Here is a 20,859-nt window from a genome sequence, read left to right on the forward strand (position 1 = left end):
ACCGCTCGGCCGTTTCGCGTTTCAGGCCGGGGCCTCCAGCAATTCGGGGCCGTTGTTGCGCACGCTGTTGACCAGCGGCGACACCGGCCGGGCCAGGATTCCCGAGACCACGTCCGCGGTGGGGGTGGCCAGCAACTCGGCCGGGGCCGGATGGTCCGGATCCAGCCACGCGTCCCAGTGATCGCGCGGCATCGGCAGCGGCATCCGGTCGTGGATCTTGGTCAGCTCGCCGACCGCGTCGGTGGTCAGGATGGTGCAGGACAGCAGCGGATCGCTGTCGGGCAGGGATTTGTCCCGCCAGACCGACCACAGACCAGCCATATAGAGCCGCGAACCGTCGGCGTTGGCCATGAAATAGGGCTGCTTCGCCACTTTGCCCTTCTGGGTGGCGTCCGGTTCGACCAGCCACTCGTACCAGCCGTCCATCGGGACCAGGCAGCGGCGGTACTTGACCGCGTCCCGGAAGGACGGCGTCGTGGCGGCCTTGTCGGCGCGGGCGTTGAAGAGCGGTTTCCCTTTGGCCGGGACGCCGGGCTCGGCGGCTTTCGTCCAGAACGGGATCAGGCCCCAGCGCATGCGGCGGATCCGCAACGCCGGATCGTCGTCCTCGTGCCCGTGTTCGTGGCGTTCCACCACGGTCAGCACCTGGGTGGTCGGCGCGACGTTGTAATTGGTGAAACCGTTTCCGCCCGAACCATTTTCGCTACCCGTCTCATCGAGAGCATCCAGTTCCGCGGCAAGCTTGCCGGGGTTCGTGGTGGTCGCATATCGTCCGCACATATCTCGATAGTCCCACTCCCGGCCGACACTTTCCGGGGACAATTGAAGGAGCCAGGTGACCTGGTGAGAGTTTTGGCATAGCATCCTCTCATCGGATGGGGTGGATCACACCTCATCCACGCCGGTGCGCGCACCGACCGGGCCGCCGCAGAGGTAAGAGGAGATTCCCACCGTGACCACCACCGAGACCACCCCCGAAACGTTGCTGACATCGGTCGATCCGGCCACCGGGGAGGTCATCGCCACCTACACCGTCGACGACGAGGACGCGGTGCGCGCGGCCGTCGCCAAGGCACGCACCGCCGCCGCCACCTGGGGCGCGCTGAGCTACGCCGAACGCCGGAAGTACCTGCAGCGCTGGGAATCCCAGCTGGTGACCGACTCCGAGGCGTTCTGCACCCTGATCCACCGGGAGAACGGCAAGCCGCTCGACGACGCCTTCCTGGAACTCATGCTGGCCCTCGAGCACATCTCCTGGGCGGCCAAGAACGCCAAGAAGGTGCTCGGCCCCAAGAAGGTCTCCCCCGGCGCGCTGATGTCGAACTTCTCCGCCCGCCTGGAACACCGCCCGCTCGGCGTCGTCGGCGTGATCGGGCCGTGGAACTACCCGGTCTACACCCCCAACGGCTCCATCGGCTACGCGCTCGCCGCGGGCAACACCGTCGTGTTCAAGCCGAGCGAGTACTCCACGGGCATCGGCAACTTCCTCGCCGAGGCGTTCAAGAAGGCGAATCCGGAGCTGCCCGCCGGCATCTTCGAGACCATCAACGGCTACGGCGAGACGGGCGCGGCCCTGGTCCGCTCCGGCGTCGACAAGATCGCCTTCACCGGCTCCACCGCCACCGGCAAGCGGATCATGGCCGCCGCGGCCGACACCCTGACCCCGGTGCTGCTGGAATGCGGCGGCAAGGACGCGGTGATCGTCGCGGGTGACGCCGACGTCAAGGCCGCCGCCGACGCCGTCGCCTGGGGCGCCACCTCCAACAGCGGCCAGACCTGCGCCGGCGTGGAGCGGGTCTACGTCGACCGCTCGGTGCGCGAGGAGTTCGTCGCCGAGGTCAAGCGGATCCTGTCCGAGGTCAAGCCCGGCTCCGGCGACAAGGCGCACTACGGCCCGATGACCATGCCGAGCCAGATCGACATCGTGCGCCGCCACATCGAGGACGCGCTGAAGCGGGGCGGCACCGCGGTGCTGGGCGGCCCGGAATCGGTCAAGGGCCCGTTCATCGAGCCGGTCGTGCTGGTCGACGTGGACGAGGATTCCGAGGCCGTCGCCGAGGAGACCTTCGGCCCGACCGTCACCATCAAGACCGTGAACGGCGTCGACGAGGCCGTCGAGCTGGCCAACAAGTCCAAGTACGGCCTGTCCTCCGCGGTGTACTCGAAGAAGAGCGGCCTGGAGATCGCGCGCCGGCTGCGGGTGGGCGCCACCTCGGTGAACTCGGTGCTGGCCTTCGCCGCCATCCCCGGCCTGCCCTTCGGCGGCGTCGGTGAATCGGGCATCGGCCGCATCCACGGCGAGCCGGGCCTGCGCGAGTTCGCCCGCCCGCATTCGATCGCGGTGCAGAAGTTCACGGTCCCCGGTATGGCGCTGCTGTCCTACAGCCGCACCGATTCCACCATGAATCTGCTGCGCAAGTTGGTGCCGTTCCTGCACGGCCGGCACAAGTAAGCAGTAGTCTCGACCAGCCGCACCGGGAGCCAGCCGGTGTGGCTGGTCTTATTTCGCAACCGCTCGCGTGTCCGTCGACGCGATGGGCGAAGATGGACCCGTGACTTATTGGCAAGCGCCCCATGTCGATGTTCCCGTCCACGCCACCGTTTCGCTGCCCGGATCGAAATCGATCACCAACCGGGCCCTGATCCTGGCGGCCCTCGCGGACGGTCCCTCGACGATCACCGGGGCGCTGCGCAGCCGCGACACCAACCTCATGATCGAGGCGTTGCGCGCCCTCGGTGCCCGCATCGAGGGCGATTCCGACACCCTGACCGTCACCCCGGGCCCGCTCGGGGCCGGTTCCCTCGACTGCGGCCTGGCCGGCACCGTCATGCGGTTCCTGCCGCCGGCCGCGACCCTGGCCGCCGGTGACGTGGCCTTCGACGGCGACGCCCAGGCCCGGGTGCGCCCGCTGCGCACCATCCTGGACGCGCTGCGCGGACTCGGCGCCGAAATCGACGGTGACGCGCTGCCCTTCGTCGTGCACGGCAAGGGCGGGCTGCGCGGCGGCACCGTCACCATCGACGCCTCCGGTTCCTCCCAGTTCGTCTCCGGCCTGCTGCTCTCCGGCGCGCGTTTCGAGCAGGGGCTGACCGTGCACCACGACGGCAAGGCGCTGCCCTCGATGCCGCACATCGAGATGACCGTCGAAATGCTGCGGCGCGCCGACGTATCGGTGGAGGCTCCCACCGACAGCCGCAAGGCGCAGACTTGGACCGTGCACCCCGGCGCGATCCGCGCGGTCGACTGGGAAGTCGAACCCGACCTGTCCAACGCGACGCCGTTCCTGGCCGCCGCGGCGATCACCGGCGGCTCGGTGAGCATTCCGCACTGGCCGCGGTTCACCACCCAGCCCGGCGACGTCATCCGGGAGATCCTGGTCCGGATGGGCGCGGAGGCCCGCATCTTCGACGGCGTGCTCACCGTCACCGGTCCCGAACGGCTGGCCGGCATCGATATCGATCTGCACGACGTCGGCGAACTCACACCGACGGTGGCCGCGCTGGCCGCGCTGGCCGATTCCCCGTCCTGGCTGCGCGGCATCGCGCACCTGCGCGGGCACGAGACCGATCGGCTGGCGGCGCTGTCCACCGAGATCAACCGGCTCGGCGGCAAGGTCACCGAGACCGAGGACGGGCTGGAGATCGTGCCGGCCGAATTGCACGGCGGGCGCTGGCATTCCTACGCCGATCACCGGATGGCGACGGCGGGTGCGATTCTCGGACTGAAGGTGCCCGGCATCGAGATCGAGGACATCGGCACCACCGCCAAGACCCTGCCCAACTTCGTCGACCTGTGGGGCGGCATGCTCGATTCGGCGCCGGCTGAACCGGGAGCGGCACACTGAGTCGCGGCCGCAGTTCGTCCAGCTACGACGAGACCGATGTCCGGGTTCGTCCCGGCAAGAGTTCCCGGCCGCGCACCAAAACCCGTCCGCAGCACAGTGATGCGGAACCGGCCATGGTGGTGTCGGTGGATCGGGGGCGCTGGGGTTGTGTGCTGGACGGTGACCCGGATCGCCCGATCGTGGCGATGCGGGCCCGCGAGCTCGGGCGTACGCCCATCGTGGTCGGCGACCAGGTGGATGTGGTCGGGGACCTATCGGGTAAGCCCGACACCCTGGCCCGCATCGTGCGGGTCGCCGAACGCCGAACCGTGTTGCGCCGCACCGCCGATGACACCGATCCGTTCGAGCGCATCGTCGTCGGCAACGCCGAGCAGCTGTTCATCGTGGTCGCGCTGGCCGACCCGCCGCCGCGCACCGGGTTCGTCGAGCGGGCCATGGTCGCCGCGTATGCCGGTGGGCTGCAACCGATTCTGTGCCTGACCAAACATGATCTGGCCGCCGAGTCCGATTTCGCGGCGGCCTTCGACGATCTCGATCTCACCATCGTCTACGGCGGGGTCGACGATCCGCTGGAGCCGGTGCACGCCCTGCTCGACGATCGGCTCACCGCGCTGATCGGGCACTCCGGTGTCGGCAAGTCCACGCTGGTGAATCGCCTTGTGCCCGACGCGGATCGGGCTGTCGGCATCGTCTCCGGCGTCGGCAAGGGCCGGCACACCTCCACCCAGTCGGTGGCGCTGCCCCTGCCCGCCGGAGGCTGGGTCATCGATACACCCGGCGTCCGTTCCTTCGGCCTGGCGCACATCACCCCCGACGACGTGATCGCCGCCTTCACCGACCTCGCCGAAGCCATCGAGGACTGCCCCCGCGGCTGCACCCACCTGGGCCCGCCCGCCGATCCGGAATGCGCCCTGGATCTCCTGCCCGGCAAGGAACGTCGCGTCGCGGCCATCCGCATGCTCTTGACCGCCTTGAACGCCAACGAAAACTGGTAGTCCCCCGAGCCCGGCCCGCCGGTCGCACCCGCGAACTAGTGGCCGTCGGGTTGCCCCGGGGCGAAGGGCCACTCCTCGAACCAGGTGCAGCGGCCCACGGCGTCGAAACACAGGATCCACAGATCTCGCCAGTGCCCGGGGTCGTCGTGCCGATAGTCGACCTCCACCCGAACCACCGCCGTATCACCCTCCACCGCAACGACTTCGGCTTCCATGGCGAATTCCTCGCCGGGCCCGGACCGCCCCTGCTCCCAGAACGCGGCCAACGCCGTGAGCCCATCGATCGGCTCGGCCCAGGGCGACACCAGATACCCGACCCCGGGCGCGAAAAGACCGTCGAGTAGCTCGGTACCCGGCGTTCGCCAAGCCCGCTCGTACTCCTCGACCCATGACTGCACGGCAGCGCGGTCCACGCAGGAGAAGGTACCGGATCCCCGCCCCGAAATGGATTGCCGCGCCGAAACTCTTGCGGTTCGATGGGGAGATGAGCGCACGATTCAGCGGGGCCGACTTCTAGGTCCGCGCCGGAGACGCCGGCGGGGCCGAGAGGTTTCCCGTGTCCCGTACCGACAACACCATGCCGATCCGCCTCCAGATCGAGGACGGCAGCACGTTCTTCACGCGCGGCGGCGCGTACGCCGGAATCGGCGAGGACTGCCGCGTGCTCGAGCGGCGCGCACGTCAGCGCACGCGCCTCGCGCTGCTGCGTGGGGAACAGCCGGAGCCGACGCGGCATCGGCATGCCGCCAAGTGGCTGTACTACTGAGGCTCGGCCGCGTCCTGAGTGCCGAAGGCTTCCCGGTGGATGGCGGCGGTGAGGGGGCGGCCGGTGCGCCAGCCGAAGCGTTCCAGGTCGGGGACTTCCTGGAAGGCGTGGACGGGGCCGACGCAGAGCCAGGCGACGAGTTGGACGTCGGCGGGGAGGGCGACCAGGTCGGTGAGGAAGGCCGGGTCGTAGAAGGAGACCCAGCCGACGCCGATGCCCTCGGCGGTGGCGGCGAGCCACAGGTTCTGGATGGCGAGAACAGCTGAGTAGATTCCGGTTTCGGGGACGGTGGCGCGGCCCAGGACCTGGGGGCCGCCGCGGTCGTGCCGATAGGTGACGACGATGCCGGTGCCGCTCTCGGTGATGCCCTCGATCTTGATCGGGTCGAACGTGGCGGCCCGGTCGGCGGGCAGCGCGGCATGGAACTCGGCGCGCTTCCGCGCGACATGATCCGCGAACGCGCGCAGCGTCGCCGGATCCTGGACCACGATGAAATCCCAGGGCTGGGAGTTCCCGACGCTGGGCGCGCGGTGCGCGGCATCGAGGATGCGCAGCAGCGTGGCCTCCTCGACCAGGGCACCGGTGAATTCCGCGCGCACGTCGCGCCGCCGCCGGATGACCTCGTACAACTGATCGGCACTCACCCGCCCAGTCAACCAGGCCGTGGTCCGGGCACGAGAATGGCCCGGGCGCGACGCCCGGGCTATTGCGTGCCGTGGATCAGCCGACCGAGACCGGCTCGCGGCGGCGCGAGATACGACGGCGGCCCTGAGCGAGGGCCGTCCGTAGCCCGCTGCGCCGGCCGGTGGCCGGGTCGATCACCGGAGCGCCGCCGAACGCCTTCTCCGACTTGGTTTCCGGCGCGTCGTGCGTGCTGGCCCGCAGGTACTTGTTGGGCAGCGACAGCTTCATGATGGTGCGCCACGACTTGAAGTACTGCACCGGCAGCGAACCGGTGGTGTAGGGCAGGTCGTACTTGTCGCACATCGCCCGCACCCGCACCGCGATCGAGGCCAGATGGTTGGACGGCAGGTCCGGGAACAGGTGGTGCTCGATCTGGTGGCTCAGGTTGCCGGTCATGAAGTGCATGAGCTTGCCGCCGGAGATATTGGCGCTGCCCAGCATCTGCCGCAGATACCACTCGCCCTGGGTCTCGGTGATCACGTCGTCTTTGGTGAACTTCTCGGCGCCGTCGGGGAAATGCCCGCAGAAGATGACGGCGTTGGTCCACACGTTGCGCATCACGTTGGCCGCGAAATTGGCGCTCAGCGTGCCGAAGAAGGCGGGACCGGTGAGCAGCGGGAAGATCAGGTAGTCCTTCGCGGCCTGCTTGCCGATCTTCTTCAGCACCAGCTTGCGGTCTTCCTCGAACTGGACGCGCTCGGGGCTGCCGGCCGGCCACTTCTTCTTGGCGACCTTGCCCAGCTCCAGATGCTGGATGGCGACGCCGTATTCGAAGAACATCTGCAGCAGCAGGTTGTACACCGGCTGCCCCAGGTAGAACGGGCTCCACCGCTGATCGCGGGTGACGCGCAGCAGGCCGTAGCCGATGTCGTCGTCCATGCCGAGCACGTTGGTGTACTTGTGGTGCAGGAAGTTGTGGGTGATCTTCCAGTGCTCGGACGGGCCGGCGTTGTCCCACTCCCAGTTGGTGGAGTGGATCTCCGGATCGTTCATCCAATCCCACTGGCCGTGCATGACGTTGTGGCCGATCTCCATGTTCTCGATGATCTTGGCCGTGCCGAGCAGCGCGGTGCCCGCGAGCCAGGCCGGCGGGAAGAGACTGAAGAACAGCACACCGCGGCCGCTGATTTCGAGCGCGCGCTGGAGCCGGATCACGTTGCGGATGTAGCGGGCGTCGCTTTCACCTCGAGCGGACTCGACCTCACGGCGTATGGCATCGAGTTCGGCCCCGATAGCTTCGACATCCTCCGGGGTGAGGTGTGCGTATTCCTTGACATCCGAGATCGCCATACTGGTTACAGTACCGTAAGTTACGACACCGTAGGTTGTGAGATACGACCTCACAGTGTGGCAAATCCCGCATTGAAAACGTGCTGCGGAGATGCTAAACGATTACGCGAACCGGCGTGTCACCTTTGCCCAGAACGGCTTGTGCCGCAACGTTTCCTGCTCGTGGCGCGCCCGCTCCTGCAGCGCCGCACCGGCTTCCCGGAGCAGCTGCTTCTCCTGGCGGGCCTTCTCCTTCAAGGACTGCTTGGCCTCGCGCAGCACCTGCTTCTCGTGCTCGGCCTTTTCCTTGAGCACTACCTTGGCTTCCCGCATCGCCGACCGCAACCCGTAGCGCTGCCCCGTCGCGGGATCGACCGGAATGATGTGGGTTTCGGCCCACGTCTCGTGCAACTCCGCGGCCGTCGGCAGCGAGGGCAGCGTGATGCCCGCGAACTTGCGCTCCGAAGACGTCTCCGGGGCATCGTCGGCGGTGCGCTTGAGCCACTTGTCCGGCAGCGCCAGCTTGTGGATGGTGCGGAAGGCCAGCAGATACTGCTTGCCCAGCGAGCCGGTGGTGTAGGGCAGGTCGTACTTGTCGCACAGCTCGCGCACCTTCACCGCGACCTCGGCGTACCGATTGCTCGGCAGATCCGGGAACAGATGGTGCTCGATCTGGTAGCAGAGGTTGCCGCTCATGAACGCCATCGCGGGGCCGGCCTTGAAGTTGGCGCTGCCCAGCATCTGCCGCAGGTACCACTCGCCCCTGGTCTCGCCGTCGAGCTGTTCGATGGTGAACTTCTCGGCGCCGTCGGGGAAGTGACCGCAGAAGATGACCGCGTAGGCCCACAGATTGCGCGCCAGGTTCGCCGTGGCGTTGGCCTTGAGCGTGGACTTCCAGGCCGGACCGGTGAGCGCCGGGTACAGCACGAAATCCTTGCCGACCTGGCGCACGATCTTGCGCGCGAACTCCTTGTTGGGCTCGGAATCCCACTGCTTGGCCGGGACGCCGGACAGCTCCTTCTCGATGCTCCAGTCGTGCAGGGCGATACCCCACTCGAAGGTGGCGGCGAGGATGAGATTGTTGACCGGCTGCGCCAGATGGATGGGGCGCCAGGCCTCGTCGCGCGTCATCCGCAGGATGCCGAAGCCGAGATCCTCGTCCTTGCCGAGCACGTTGGTGTAGGTGTGGTGCGAGTAGTTGTGCGCCCGCCGCCACTGCGCGGACGGACCCGTCTGATCCCACTCCCAGTTGGTGGAGTGGATCTCCGGGTCGTTCATCCAATCCCACTGGCCGTGGCTGATGTTGTGCCCGAGCTCCATGTTCTCGACGATCTTCGCGACCGAGAGCAGCGCGGTGCCGGCCAGCCAGGCCCAGCGGTTGCGACTGCCGAACAGGATGGCCCGGCCGGCCACCTCGAGCCCGCGCTGGGCGGCGATGGCGCGCCGGATGTAGCGGGCATCACGCTCGCCGCGCGACAACTCGACCGATCGCCGGACGGCATCGAGCTCCTGCCCGAGCATTTCGATATCGGCTTCGGTGAGGTGCGCGAACGCCTTGATGTCGGTGATTGCCACCCGGGTCCCTTCGTCGGCTCGAACTGTTTTCGAGCGTACCTGTCACCCTCCCCGCTGCGGCGTCGCTGCCACTACCCCTTGTCACCGGGGATACCCCGGCCGCGCCGGCTCTACCAGCGCCGTTCGCTCAGATATCGAGCGTGCAGTCCCCGGCGGCGGCCGAGATGCAGGTCTGCACCTTGTCGCCTTCGCGCTTCTCGTCGCCGTTGCGCAGATCGCGCGCGTGCCCGGAACTCAATGTCAGCACACAGGTTTGGCAGATGCCCATCCGGCAGCCGAACGGCATCTGAACCCCGGCCGACTCGCCCGCCTCGAGCAGGCTGGTCGCGCCGTCGACCTCGACGGTGCGGTCCGACTTCGCGAAGCGGACGGTGCCGCCCTCGCCCACCGCCGAACGCTCCACCTCGAAGCGCTCGACGTGCAGCCGGTCCGACAGACCCGCGTCGCGCCAATGCTGTTCGATCTCGTCCAGCATCGCGGCCGGGCCGCAGGCCCAGGTCTCGCGCTCGCGCCAGTCCGGGAAGCGCTCGTCCAGATCGGTCAGCTTGAACTTGCCGTTCTCGCCGGTGAGATGCAGGTGGGTGCTGAAGCTGGGATGCCGGTCGTGCAGCGCGCGCAGCTCACCGGCGAACATCACGTCCTCGGCGGTGCGCGCGGAATGCAGGTGCACCACATCGGTGACGTGCTCGCGGCGGTCCATCGCCCGCACCATCGACATCACCGGGGTGATGCCGCTGCCCGCGGTCAGGAACAGCACCTTCGGCGGCGGCGGGAACGACATGACGAAGCCGCCCTGCGGCGCCTGCAGGCGAATGATCGCGCCCGCCTGCACGCCGGTGACCAGGTGGCTGGACAGGAAGCCCTCCGGCATCGCCTTGACCGCGATGGAGATCACACGCTTGCCGTTGTGGCCCGGCTCGGACCAGTTCGGCGGGCAGGTCAGCGAGTAGGAGCGCCAGTGCCAGCGGCCCTCGACCAGGATGCCGATGCCGATGTACTGACCCGGCTGGTATCTGAAGTCGAAGCCCCAGCCCGGTCGGATGACCAGCGTCGCCGAATCCGCGGTTTCCTTGCGCACCTCCACGATCCGGCCGCGCAGCTCCCGCGCCGACCAGAGTGGATTGGCCAGATGGAGGTAGTCGTCGGGCAGCAGCGGCGTGGTCACCCGGGCGACCGCCCCACGCAACATGTTCAGCCGGCCGCCGCGCTCGGCGACGCTCGCGGCCGGGGCCTCCAGCCACTCCCGCACATTCTTGAACACCATCAGTGCCAAACATCTCCCTGTCGTGGCGGTTCTTCGAACCGTCTCGCAGCAAGGTTACGGCATCGTAGGTTCGGGTGCCGGAGCTGGGCTCAGAGCAGATCGAGCAGGAACGGCAACTCCTGGGCGGCGTACCAGGCGAGCTGGTGATCCTCGGCATCGCCGAGCACGAACTCCGCGTCGGTGTCGCCGAGATCGGCGGCGTCGACGACCTCCGCGGCCTTGGCCACCTGCGGTTCGGCCTCGGCCAGGTCGACGTGCACCGAGGCGATCTGGTTGTAGCTCACCGGGCCCGCGAGCTTGACCACGGCGTCGTCGAGGTCGGGCCGGTGCTTGGCGCCGGGGACGTCGGCGGCGATCACCGCGCGGCGATAGATCGGGCCCACCGGCGCCGCCGGATCGGCGCCCGCGGCCTCCGCCACGTCGTCGCGCTCCCCGGCCAGCAGGCGCAGCGAGGCGCGCGCCGCCTCCATCATCGCGACCTCGGCCAGCTCGTCGTCGTCGCCGGAGGCGTAGGCCTCGCGCAGCGCCGGGGTCACCGCGAACGCGGTCGCGCCGAGCGGGAAGATCTGCCGATCGGCGACCAGCGCGCGCAGCATCGGCACCGTGGCGGGAATGTAGACGCGCATCTTCTCCTCAGACACAGGCACCGAGCATCTCCTCCATGGACTCGTGGACCGCGGCGGCCAGCACGCCGATGTCGGCCATCGCTTCGCGATCGGCGTTGAGTCCGTAGTAGACGCGCCCGTCATAGGACGTGATCCCGATACTCGAGGCCTGATTACGCAGCAACGGCGACACCGGGTACATCTCCAGCATCCGCGCGCCGCCGATGAACATCGGCGTCTGCGGACCCGGCGCGTTGGTGATCACCAAATTGAACGTGTGCTCTGCGAAAGTACTCGCCGCCCGCACGCTCATGGCGTGAAGGCTCGCCGGTGCGAATCCCGCCATGTGCACCAGGGTGCGCGCCCGCACCCCGCGCCGGTGCTTGCCGTTGGCGTCGGTGGCGTGCGCGATGTGCGACAGGCGCATCACCGGATTGGGTTCGCCCACCGGCAGATCGATCAGGAACGAGGACACCTCGCTCACCGGTTTCAACTCGTCACCGCCGTCGAGATAGACCGACATCGGCACCACCGCGCGCACCGTCGTCGACTCGGTGAGCGCCGCGCCGCGCGAGAGCAGCCAATTCCGCAAAGCCCCCGTGACAACCGCGAGGATCGCGTCGTTGATCGAGCAGTCGAAACGCTTGCGGATGGTGCGGTAGTCCTCCAGATCGGTGCGCACCACGTCGAAGCGGCGATGGCGCGAGGTCTTGGTGTTGAGCGGGCTGTCGGGCGCGCCCGCGGTGGCGGCGCGCACCGCGGACACCACCGAGTCCAGCGCCTTGCCCGCGGCGGCGACCATGGCGAACGCGTCCGCGCTGGCGTCGCGCGCCACCTCCAGCGCTTCGCGCGGCTGCGCGGCCAGCCGGGCCAGCGCGCCGATCAGCAGTTCGGTGTCGCGCGGTTCGCGCGGCGCCACCCAGGCGTCGTCGGCCAGATCGCGCGGCGCGACGCCGGCGTCCAGGATGACGTGGCCGATCTCGAGCGCGCTGTCGCCGTCGACCAGCGCGGAGTGCGTCTTGGTGAAGATGGCCGAGCGGCCGTCGGTCAGCCCCTCGATCAGATACATCTCCCACAGCGGGCGGGTCTGGTCCAGCGGGCGCGAGGCCAGCCGCGCGACCAGGTCGTGCAGCTGTTCGTCGCTGCCCGGATGCGGCAGCGCCGAGCGCCGGATGTGATAAGTGACGTCGAAGGCGCTGTCCTCCACCCAGACCGGGCGGCCCAGCGCGAACGGGATCTCCCGCACCTTGCGGCGGTAGCGCGGCACCAGCGCCAGCCGGCTTTCGACCAGATCGACCAGGCGGTCGTAATCGATCCCGGGCTGCCGATCGGTGCGCTGCACGATGGCGAGCGAGCCGATGTGGATCGGATTGCTGCTGGACTCCAGCCGGAAGAAGGACGCGTCCTGCGGCGTCAACCTCGTGATCACGCTGCCGCTACTCCTCGCGTCTAACTGGCCGAACGACTGCCGCCCCCGCCGATCGATGCTGCCCCATAACGGCTTTCGCTCACCCGGTAGAGAGGGTCTGCGAGCTGCGCTGCCCCGCCGCCTTCGACACGGCGGACGCATCCCATCGTAAGCGACGCGGGTCGGCGCGCTCGGCTACGGTGAATGAGGAAAGCCGCCGCACTCGCGACAGACCCGGGGCGAGACGTTCGCCGCTGGTCACCGGTGCCTACCATGGGCCCGGCAATTACCATGGAGCGTGCTGCGGACCCGCCAGGTAAACCGGGCGGGTGTGGGGGCCGACATTTGACACACCGACCAGAGGACTGACGAGACCCGTGCCTGCGCTGACACTGACGAGGTTGCTACGGATTGGTGAGGGCCGCACGGTCAAGCGGCTCGCCCATCTCGCCGACGAGGTGATCGCGCTCGGCCCGGAGATCGAGACGCTCACCGACGCCGAGCTGCAGGCCAAGACCGACGAATTCAAGCAGCGCTACGCCGACGGCGAAAGCCTCGACGAGCTGCTGCTGGAGGCGTTCGCGGTGGCCCGTGAGGCGTCCTGGCGCGTGCTGAACCAGAAGCACTACAAGGTGCAGATCATGGGCGGCGCCGCGCTGCACCTCGGCAACATCTCGGAGATGAAGACCGGTGAGGGCAAGACCCTGACCTGTGTGCTCCCGGCCTACCTGAACGCGCTCTCCGGCGACGGCGTGCACGTCGTCACGGTCAACGACTACCTGGCCAAGCGCGACTCCGAGTGGATGGGCCGCGTGCACCGCTTCCTCGGGCTCGAGGTCGACGTCATCCTCGGCGGCATGAATCCGGCCCAGCGCCGCGTCGCCTACGCCGCCGACATCACCTACGGCACTAACAACGAGTTCGGCTTCGACTACCTGCGCGACAACATGACGCACTCGCTGGACGATCTGGTGCAGCGCGGGCACAACTTCGCCGTGGTCGACGAGGTCGACTCCATCCTCATCGACGAGGCCCGTACGCCGCTCATCATCTCGGGCCCGGCCGACGCCTCCTCGAAGTGGTACGCCGAGTTCGCGCGCATCGCGCCGCTGCTGAAGAAGGACCTGCACTACGAGGTCGACATCAAGAAGCGCACCATCGGCGTGCACGAGGCGGGCGTGGAGTTCGTCGAGGATCAGCTCGGCATCGACAACCTCTACGAGGCCGCGAATTCGCCGCTGGTCAGCTACCTGAACAACTCCATCAAGGCCAAGGAGCTGTACCAGAAGGACAAGGACTACATCGTCCGCGACGGCGAGGTCATCATCGTCGACGAGTTCACCGGGCGCATCCTGGTCGGCCGCCGCTACAACGAGGGCATGCACCAGGCGATCGAGGCCAAGGAGAAGGTCGAGATCCAGCCGGAGAACCAGACCCTGGCCACCATCACGCTGCAGAACTACTTCCGCCTCTACGACAAGCTGTCCGGCATGACCGGTACGGCCGAAACCGAAGCGGCCGAGCTGCATTCGATCTACGGCCTCGGCGTCGTCCCGATTCCGACCAACAAGCCGATGATCCGCCAGGATCAGTCCGACCTGATCTACAAGACCGAAGAGGCCAAGTTCGCCGCCGTCGTCGACGACTGCACCGAACGGCACGAGAACGGTCAGCCGGTGCTGATCGGCACCACCTCGGTCGAGCGCTCGGAGTACCTGTCCAAGCAGTTCACCAAGCGCGGTATCCCGCACAACGTGCTGAACGCCAAGTTCCACGAGAACGAGGCGGCGATCATCGCCGAGGCCGGCCGCCCCGGCGCGGTCACCGTCGCCACCAACATGGCCGGTCGTGGTACCGACATCGTGCTCGGCGGCAACCCCGACATCATCACCGACATCCTGCTGCGCAAGCAGGGCCTGGATCCGGTGGAGACGGCGGCCGAGTACGAGGCCGCCTGGCATTCGGCGCTCGCGCAGGTCAAGCAGCAGGTCGAGGAGGACGCCGAGGCGGTGCGGGAGGCCGGTGGCCTGTACGTGCTCGGCACCGAACGGCACGAGTCCCGGCGTATCGACAACCAGCTGCGCGGCCGCTCCGGCCGTCAGGGCGACCCGGGCGAGTCCCGGTTCTACCTGTCGCTGGGCGACGAACTGATGCGGCGCTTCAACGGCGCGGCCCTCGAGGCGATCATGACCCGCCTCAACCTGCCCGACGACGTGCCGATCGAGGCGAAGATGGTCTCCAAGGCCATCAAGAGCGCCCAGACCCAGGTCGAGCAGCAGAACTTCGAGATCCGCAAGAACGTCCTCAAGTACGACGAGGTGATGAACCAGCAGCGCACCGTCATCTACGGCGAGCGCAACCGGATCCTGCGCGGCGAGGACATGGAGGGCCAGGTCCAGGAGATGATCACCGACGTGATCACCGCCTACGTGGATGGCGCCACCGCCGAGGGCTACGTCGAGGACTGGGATCTGGAGAAGCTGTGGACGGCGCTCAAGACGCTGTACCCGGTGAGCCTGAACTACAAGGATCTGACCGGTGAGACGGGCGTCGGCGAAGCCGGCGACCTGACCCGCGACGAGCTGCTCGACGCCCTGCTCGAAGACGCGCACAGCGCCTACGAGAAGCGCGAGCAGGAGATCGACGGCCTGGCCGGCGTGGGTTCCATGCGCAATCTCGAACGCCAGGTGCTGCTTTCGGTGCTGGACCGCAAGTGGCGCGAGCACCTCTACGAGATGGACTACCTCAAGGAGGGCATCGGCCTGCGCGCCATGGCGCAGCGCGACCCGCTGGTCGAGTACCAGCGCGAGGGCTTCGACATGTTCGCGGCGATGCTCGAGGGCCTGAAGGAGGAGTCGGCCGGCTTCCTGTTCAACCTGCAGGTGGAGGTGCAGCAGCCGCAGCCCGAGGGCGTCTCGGTGGATCCGGGCCTGCGTTCGCCGGTCGGCTCCGCTGCCCCGCGCCCGCTGCCCACCCAGGAGACGCCGCCCGCGGGCACCGCGGTGCCGGCGGCGCTGCGCGGCAAGGGCCTCGAGGAGCGCAGCCAGCGCGGCCTGAGCTACTACGGCCCGGCCGAAGACGGCAACGCCGAGGTGCACAGCGACGCCGAGGAGTACGGCGGTGACAACACCACCCGCCGGGAACGCCGCGAAGCGGCGCGCACCGAGAGCAAGGGTAAGCGCGGCCCGAAGTCCCGCCGCAAGCACTGAGTTCGGACAGCACGAAGGCGCCCATGGGAATCCATGGGCGCCTTCGTCGTTCGTCTGCCGCTAGCTCAGACGCGTTCCAGCACGGCGGAAGCCCCGATGCCGCCCGCGGCGCAGATGCCGAGCAGCGCGGTGCTCTTACCGGTGCGGGCGAGTTCGTTGGCCATGGTGGTGACCATGCGCGCGCCGGTGGCGCCGAACGGGTGACCGAGCGAGACCGAGCCGCCGTGCACGTTCAGCTTGTCGATGTCGATCGCGCCGACCGCGGTGTCGCGGTCCAGCCGGGTCTTGGCCCAGTCGGTGCTCTCCAGCGCGCGCACCACGGACAGGGTCTGCGCGGCGAACGCCTCGTGGATATCGACGAGATCGATGTCGGCCAGGGCCATTCCGGCCTTGTCCAGCGCGCGCGGCATGGAGATCGCCGGGCCGATGAGGACCTGATCGGCCGGGTCGACGCTGACATAGCTCCAGGAGCGGAACGCGGCCAGCGGCTGGTAGCCGAGCTCGCGAGCCTTCTCCTCGCTCATCAGCAGCACGGCCGAGGCGCCGTCGGTGAGCGGGCTGGCGTTGCCGGCGGTGACGGTGCCGTCCTTGGCGAAAACCGGCTTCAGCCTGGCCAGTTTGTCCGCATTGGTATCGGCGCGGACCAGGCCGTCGCGGTCGATGTCCAGACCCTCGGGCGTGCGCACGCGCAGCACCTCGTCGGCGAAGCGGCCGGAATCGATGGCGGCGGCGGCGCGCTGGTGTGAGCGCGCGGCGAATTCGTCCTGCTCGACCCGGGTGACGCCGTGGATGCGGGCCATCTTCTCGGCGGACTCCCCCATCACTTCGCCGGTGGTGCGCTCGGCGATCTTGGGGCGGGTCGGAAGAATGTCGGTGAACGGGGCGAGCTGCGCGGCCGCGGAGAGGTAGTCCTTGACCTTCGGCTTGCCCAGGGCCAGCGGCGCTCCCGCGTGCACCAGCTTCTGCGGCAGTTTGACCTCCGCGTTGCTGGTGGAATCGCTGCCGCCGGCGATCATGATGTCGTATTCGCCGCGTTCGATGGCGGCCGCCGCCGAGGTGACGGCCTGCAGGCCGGACGCGCACGCCCGCGTGACGGTGTAGCCCTCGCAGCCCGCGTCGAGGCCCAGGTCGAGGGCGATTTCGCGCGCGATGTTCGGCGCGGCGCTCGGCAGGATGACCCCGCCCCAGACGATGGCCTGCACCTGCGCGCCCGGCAGGCCGGTGCGCTCCAGCAGCCCGCGCACGGCGGCGTCGGCGAGGGCGATGGAGTCCATGCGGGTGTAGTCGGTGAACGCGCGCAGGAACGGCGTGCGCGCGCCGGAGACGATCACCGCACGGCGAGCAGCTTCGGAAGCCATGGGATTCCCTTCGAGAGACCTGATTCCAGATTAACTTACTTCGAAGTAAGTTTCAGGTCCACGGGCAGCCCGAAGCGGCCTCCCCACACCCCACCGGGCAGGGAGGCTCCCACCGAACCTCGGGCCGAGCACCAGGGCTCAGCGATCCCCTCCACAAGCCGCTGAGCCCCGGGTCTGCCCACGCGCCGTTGCGAGGGCAGACCTTGGCGGCCGATTCCGGCAACGCCCCTGCACGCCCCGGAATCGACTCTCGGAGATCCAGAGGCCGACGTCGCTCGCTCGGCGCGAGAGAACAGTAGCAAGTTTTCTATGTTCTTTTCAAACACTTTCTATAAACTTGTCTTGAAATGCGGGGGGACCCTACGATGAAGCGCACTATGCAAAGCACTTCGGAGCTGTCGCGGCAGAAGCGCTTCGGCCGGATCCTCAAGGAACGCCGAGACGAGCTCGGCCTGACCCAGATCCAGATCGGCGACCTGGGCGGCCCGTCCGCCCCGACCATCCGCAAGATCGAGGACGGCACGGCCGCCATCAGCACGCACACGCTCAACAAGCTGGACGTGCCGCTGCGCTGGCTGCCGGGCAGCGCCGCGCGCACCTACGCCGGCGGCACGCCCACGGCGCGAGAGACGGCGCCCGAGGCCGGCGTGGAATCGGTGGTGGCCGGCCCCGATTCGATCCGCTTCGACATCTCCGACCTCACCGGTTTACTGGCCTCGGCGGGCCGGCTGAACGACGCGGTCGAGCTCACCGGCGTCACCGAACCCGCGGTGCTCACCGCCGTCGCCGAGCTCAACGGCGTGGTCTCGCGTTTGTCCGCGCGATACGCGACCATGATGCTGGAACGCAACGGCGGGCCCGGCCGCGACCTGCATCCGCTGGTGGCCATGGCGTTCTCGCACCTGCTGGAGATTCCCGCCGAGGTCAGCGACCCGGACGAGGTGCGCGAGCGCCGCTATCGGCGCTGGCTGGCCGGCCGTTCCGCGGACGTGGACGCCGCTACCGAGGCGCGCTTCCACGCGCGCTGGGTGGCGGCCAACGCCCGTGGGATGGAAAGGTAGACAGACGATGACCGAAGACCGCGCGCGACTATCGCTGAGCCGCAAGATCAATCGCCTGTTCGCCACGATGCATCCGCGTTCGGCGCCGGAGCGCAGTACCGCCTCCGTCGCCGAGCAGGTCAGCCGGGCACTGCTGCGCCCGATTCCGCCCGAGCATCTGGACCGCATGCGCGACGGCGTCTTCGACGCCTGCGACCCCGTCGCCATCGGCGCCGACGTGCTGACCGCGCTCGCGCACTGCTTCGGCGTCAAGCCCGATTACCTCACCACCTCCGGGCCGGCGGCCCTCGCGATCGACCGGGAACTCGAACTGCTCGCGACCATGCGCGACGCGAATGTCGCCAGCATCGCCCTGCGCGGATCCGACGTCGATCCGGCCCGATTGGCCGAGGTGATTCAGCACACCGAGCGGGTGTCTGGGTCGACTGGGTAGCATCTGTTCCTGCAACGGGGCGGGATCGCAGACTGCTGTAGGAGAACGCAACACATGCCGGGCTTGGACGACCGGTTCCGGGAGGTCTCCCGGGACGTACCGATACCCCACCCTTGGAACCTGCACGGGTATCTCGAGGCGGTCGCGGAGTATCGCGGCCGGGAGATCACCCTGCATCCGGTGGACACGGCCGTGCTGGCCGGCAGCGGGTGCGGCACCGGCAGCGGCCTGTGGATCGCCAAGCGCGACAGCGATGTCATCGTCTACGGCGCGGATACCACCCAGTGGCACGCCGAGCACATCATCGCCCACGAACTCGGGCACATGCTGCTCGGCCACGGCCCGGAAAACGCCGATTCCGAGGCGCCGCACTCGTTTTCGGCGATCACCGAACTGCTGCCGTCGATTTCGGCGGAATCGATCACGCACGTGCTCGGCCGCACCGATTACGGGACTGCCCGGGAGCGCGACGCGGAGTCGTTCGCGGATCTGGTGATGTTGGAGGCGATGCGGCCGCCGCGGCGCGAATCGCTGTTGCATCGCACCTTTTTCCGCGGCCGCTGAATGTCACGGCACCCGGCCGGATCCCCTCCGGCCGGGTGAAACACGGACGTATCTACGCGAGCCGGATGAGGCCGTAGTCGAACGCGTGCCGACGATAGACAACCGACGGTCGGTCGGTCTCTCGATCCTGGAACAGGAAGAAATCGTGGCCGACGAGTTCCATCTGGTAGAGGGCGTCGTCGACTGTCATCGGTGTCGCGGTGTGTACCTTCGTGCGCACCACGTGACCCGGCCCGGCGGGCTGGTACTCCGCACCATCCTGGGGGTCCTCGGCGCGCTTGCTTTCCGGATGGTCGTGCGCAACATGGCCGTTCGAGCGCGCGAACAGCGATTCATCGATGAGATCGGCGGTGGCCTCGGCGACCGAGACCGGCGTCTTCTCGCCGTAGTGCACCTTGCGCCGATCCTTGGTGCGGCGCAGCCTGCTCTCCAGTTTGTCCGTCACCGACTCCAGTGCGGCATAGAAGCTGTCGGCGCAGGCCTCGGCCCGGACGATCGGGCCCTTGCCGCGCGCTGTGATCTCCACGCGCTGGCACGCCTTGCGCTGCCGGCGGTTGCGCTCGTGGAAAAGCTCTACGTCGAAGATGAAGATCGAGGGATCGAAGCGTTCGAGTCGGGAAAGTTTGTCCGCGACATAGATTCGAAAATGATCTGGTACCTCCACGTTGCGGCCCTTGACCACGACCTCCGCCCGGGGACCGCGTGGTCGCTCCGCCGCGGATTCGGATTCGGTGGTGTCCAGAGCGGCGCCGTTTCGCACCGTGGGATCTGCATCTTTCACTGAAGGTCGTGAAGAAGTCGTCACGCGTACCTCCCGGATCTGGCCGCACCTGTTGACTCACGTGCGGCGGGTTTGAGCCGTGCCGAGCAGTGTCTGATTCCATCGTTCGCGGGGAAATCGCGCGGGAATCGCGCGGCACGATGATTGTTCGAGGCGCCACCTCCAAACTTCCGGTTCGGGTGTGTGTTCGCGACGCTAATACGACATTGCCCAGTGCGCCACTGTTCACGCAAATTTCCCGGAGTCAAGCAGTACATGTCACCAAAACGGCCCGGGTCACGACCCTCGCGGCGGCCAGCGCGCGCACCGACTCCCGGGCCGTCGCGCCGGTGGTCAGCACGTCGTCGACCAGCACTACCTCGGCTTTTTCCGGCAAAGCGGCGAAATCGGCGCCGCCCCTCGCCACGGAGATCCGGCCGCGCAGATTGTGTCTTCGCTCATAGGGTGTCAACCCCACCGAATCCCGGACGCCCCGCCACACCCGCAACACGGGCGCCACCCGGCAATCCGGCAGCCATCGCGCGGCCGCCCGCGCGGCGCGAACCACGGGGTCGCCACCGCGTTGCCGGGCCGCCGCGGAGCGGCTCGGAGCGGGCACCAGAACCAGCATCCGGCGCTCGGATCGCAGCCGGGTCAGCCCGTCCGCCAGCGCCCGCCCGAGCGGGTCGGACAGATCCCGCCGCCCCCGCTCCTTGGCAGCCAGCACCGCGCGCCGGGCGGGGCCCGAATACGGGCTCAGCGCCCAGCACGGAACCCCCGGATCGGTGCGCGGACGCACCCGCACCGGCGGGCCGAGCTCGGCAGCGCAGGCCGCGCACCAGCCGGTGCCCGGGCGGTCACACCCCGCGCAGGCGGCAGGCAGGATCAGATCCAGCAGCGTCCCCATCGCCCGAGTCTGCGCCCGGGCACCGACAGGTCCCACGAGGCCGGGCGACGCACCGGCATCGGACATCGCCCGGCGTTGGTCCCGCCACAACCAACGCCCGCCACGAGACGGCACCAGCGGCATCGGACGTCACCTGGAGAGGGCTCCGCCACGAAG

19 protein-coding genes are annotated in these 20,859 nt (G+C 68.4%); 8 read left to right on the forward strand and 11 right to left on the reverse strand.

The features are described 5' to 3' along the window. Positions 1 to 21: 21 nt before the first annotated feature. The gene (locus AB0I43_RS35015) at positions 22 to 780 is read right to left on the reverse strand and encodes an SOS response-associated peptidase (RefSeq protein ID WP_356975914.1); all 759 of its coding nucleotides are present in this window, start codon (positions 778 to 780) and stop codon (positions 22 to 24) included. Between the two features lie 172 nt (positions 781 to 952). Here AB0I43_RS35015 and AB0I43_RS35020 point away from each other — a divergent pair, with 172 nt between their 5' ends. The 3 genes from AB0I43_RS35020 (at position 953) to rsgA (ending at position 4,840) form a co-directional block, all read left to right on the forward strand. Further along, positions 953 to 2,452 carry an aldehyde dehydrogenase family protein gene (locus tag AB0I43_RS35020; RefSeq protein WP_356975915.1) on the forward strand — a complete coding sequence of 500 codons (1,500 nt, stop codon included), beginning with the start codon at positions 953 to 955 and terminating at the stop codon, positions 2,450 to 2,452. An 82-nt stretch (positions 2,453 to 2,534) separates the two neighbouring features. Next, positions 2,535 to 3,845, forward strand: a complete 1,311-nt coding sequence (aroA, locus tag AB0I43_RS35025) for a 3-phosphoshikimate 1-carboxyvinyltransferase (protein WP_356975916.1) — start codon at positions 2,535 to 2,537, stop codon at positions 3,843 to 3,845. Beyond that, a complete protein-coding gene (rsgA, locus tag AB0I43_RS35030; protein ID WP_356976189.1) occupies positions 3,842 to 4,840 on the forward strand; it encodes a ribosome small subunit-dependent GTPase A in 999 nt (332 codons plus the stop codon). The genes aroA and rsgA overlap by 4 nt, the downstream gene beginning before the upstream one ends. A gap of 35 nt (positions 4,841 to 4,875) precedes the next feature. On the opposite strand, the gene AB0I43_RS35035 is transcribed toward rsgA, so the two are convergent. Next, positions 4,876 to 5,253, reverse strand: a complete 378-nt coding sequence (locus AB0I43_RS35035) for a nuclear transport factor 2 family protein (RefSeq protein WP_356975918.1) — start codon at positions 5,251 to 5,253, stop codon at positions 4,876 to 4,878. Positions 5,254 to 5,396: 143 nt separating this feature from the next. On the opposite strand from AB0I43_RS35035, the gene AB0I43_RS35040 reads away from it, so the two are divergent. Beyond that, positions 5,397 to 5,606, forward strand: coding sequence for a hypothetical protein (locus tag AB0I43_RS35040; protein ID WP_356975920.1), 210 nt, complete (start codon positions 5,397 to 5,399; stop codon positions 5,604 to 5,606). Here AB0I43_RS35040 and bluB read toward each other — a convergent pair. From bluB to AB0I43_RS35070, 6 genes are all read right to left on the reverse strand, one after another. After that, positions 5,600 to 6,250, reverse strand: coding sequence for a 5,6-dimethylbenzimidazole synthase (bluB, locus tag AB0I43_RS35045; protein WP_356975921.1), 651 nt, complete (start codon positions 6,248 to 6,250; stop codon positions 5,600 to 5,602). The two genes, AB0I43_RS35040 and bluB, sit on opposite strands and share 7 nt — an antisense overlap. A 76-nt stretch (positions 6,251 to 6,326) precedes the next feature. After that, positions 6,327 to 7,580, reverse strand: a complete 1,254-nt coding sequence (locus AB0I43_RS35050; protein ID WP_356975922.1) for a fatty acid desaturase — start codon at positions 7,578 to 7,580, stop codon at positions 6,327 to 6,329. A 102-nt stretch (positions 7,581 to 7,682) separates the two neighbouring features. Beyond that, the gene (locus AB0I43_RS35055; RefSeq protein ID WP_356975924.1) at positions 7,683 to 9,134 is read right to left on the reverse strand and encodes a fatty acid desaturase; all 1,452 of its coding nucleotides are present in this window, start codon (positions 9,132 to 9,134) and stop codon (positions 7,683 to 7,685) included. 127 nt (positions 9,135 to 9,261) lie between these two features. Further along, the gene (locus AB0I43_RS35060; RefSeq protein ID WP_357433375.1) at positions 9,262 to 10,398 is read right to left on the reverse strand and encodes a ferredoxin reductase; all 1,137 of its coding nucleotides are present in this window, start codon (positions 10,396 to 10,398) and stop codon (positions 9,262 to 9,264) included. An 89-nt stretch (positions 10,399 to 10,487) separates the two neighbouring features. Beyond that, positions 10,488 to 11,024 (reverse strand): hypothetical protein, encoded by a 537-nt coding sequence (locus AB0I43_RS35065; protein ID WP_356976191.1) that lies wholly within the window; start codon positions 11,022 to 11,024, stop codon positions 10,488 to 10,490. Positions 11,025 to 11,031: 7 nt separating this feature from the next. Next, positions 11,032 to 12,432, reverse strand: coding sequence for a wax ester/triacylglycerol synthase family O-acyltransferase (locus AB0I43_RS35070; protein WP_357433377.1), 1,401 nt, complete (start codon positions 12,430 to 12,432; stop codon positions 11,032 to 11,034). A gap of 356 nt (positions 12,433 to 12,788) precedes the next feature. Here AB0I43_RS35070 and secA point away from each other — a divergent pair, with 356 nt between their 5' ends. Further along, positions 12,789 to 15,620, forward strand: coding sequence for a preprotein translocase subunit SecA (gene secA / locus AB0I43_RS35075; RefSeq protein ID WP_357433379.1), 2,832 nt, complete (start codon positions 12,789 to 12,791; stop codon positions 15,618 to 15,620). A 65-nt stretch (positions 15,621 to 15,685) separates the two neighbouring features. Here secA and AB0I43_RS35080 read toward each other — a convergent pair whose 3' ends face one another. Beyond that, entirely contained in the window at positions 15,686 to 16,978 is a 1,293-nt protein-coding gene (locus AB0I43_RS35080) for an acetyl-CoA C-acyltransferase (RefSeq protein ID WP_357433381.1), read from the reverse strand. A gap of 377 nt (positions 16,979 to 17,355) precedes the next feature. On the opposite strand from AB0I43_RS35080, the gene AB0I43_RS35085 reads away from it, so the two are divergent. Genes AB0I43_RS35085 through AB0I43_RS35095 form a run of 3 tightly spaced genes read left to right on the forward strand, consistent with a single transcriptional unit; the run spans position 17,356 to position 19,036 of the window. After that, on the forward strand, positions 17,356 to 18,039 hold the full coding sequence (locus tag AB0I43_RS35085) for a helix-turn-helix transcriptional regulator (protein ID WP_357433383.1): 684 nt from the start codon (positions 17,356 to 17,358) through the stop codon (positions 18,037 to 18,039). Positions 18,040 to 18,046: 7 nt separating this feature from the next. Beyond that, positions 18,047 to 18,472, forward strand: a complete 426-nt coding sequence (locus AB0I43_RS35090) for a hypothetical protein (protein ID WP_357433385.1) — start codon at positions 18,047 to 18,049, stop codon at positions 18,470 to 18,472. Between the two features lie 54 nt (positions 18,473 to 18,526). Then, positions 18,527 to 19,036 carry a hypothetical protein gene (locus AB0I43_RS35095; protein ID WP_357433387.1) on the forward strand — a complete coding sequence of 170 codons (510 nt, stop codon included), beginning with the start codon at positions 18,527 to 18,529 and terminating at the stop codon, positions 19,034 to 19,036. A 52-nt stretch (positions 19,037 to 19,088) separates the two neighbouring features. Here AB0I43_RS35095 and raiA read toward each other — a convergent pair whose 3' ends face one another. Both raiA and AB0I43_RS35105 read right to left on the reverse strand, forming a co-directional pair. After that, complete coding sequence (raiA, locus tag AB0I43_RS35100; RefSeq protein ID WP_357433444.1) at positions 19,089 to 19,778, reverse strand: ribosome-associated translation inhibitor RaiA; 690 nt, start codon at positions 19,776 to 19,778, stop codon at positions 19,089 to 19,091. Between the two features lie 283 nt (positions 19,779 to 20,061). Next, complete coding sequence (locus AB0I43_RS35105) at positions 20,062 to 20,703, reverse strand: ComF family protein (RefSeq protein ID WP_357433389.1); 642 nt, start codon at positions 20,701 to 20,703, stop codon at positions 20,062 to 20,064. Positions 20,704 to 20,859: the final 156 nt, after the last annotated feature.

The sequence above is a fragment of the Nocardia sp. NPDC050435 genome, assembly GCF_040655395.1.
Lineage (GTDB): Bacteria > Actinomycetota > Actinomycetes > Mycobacteriales > Mycobacteriaceae > Nocardia.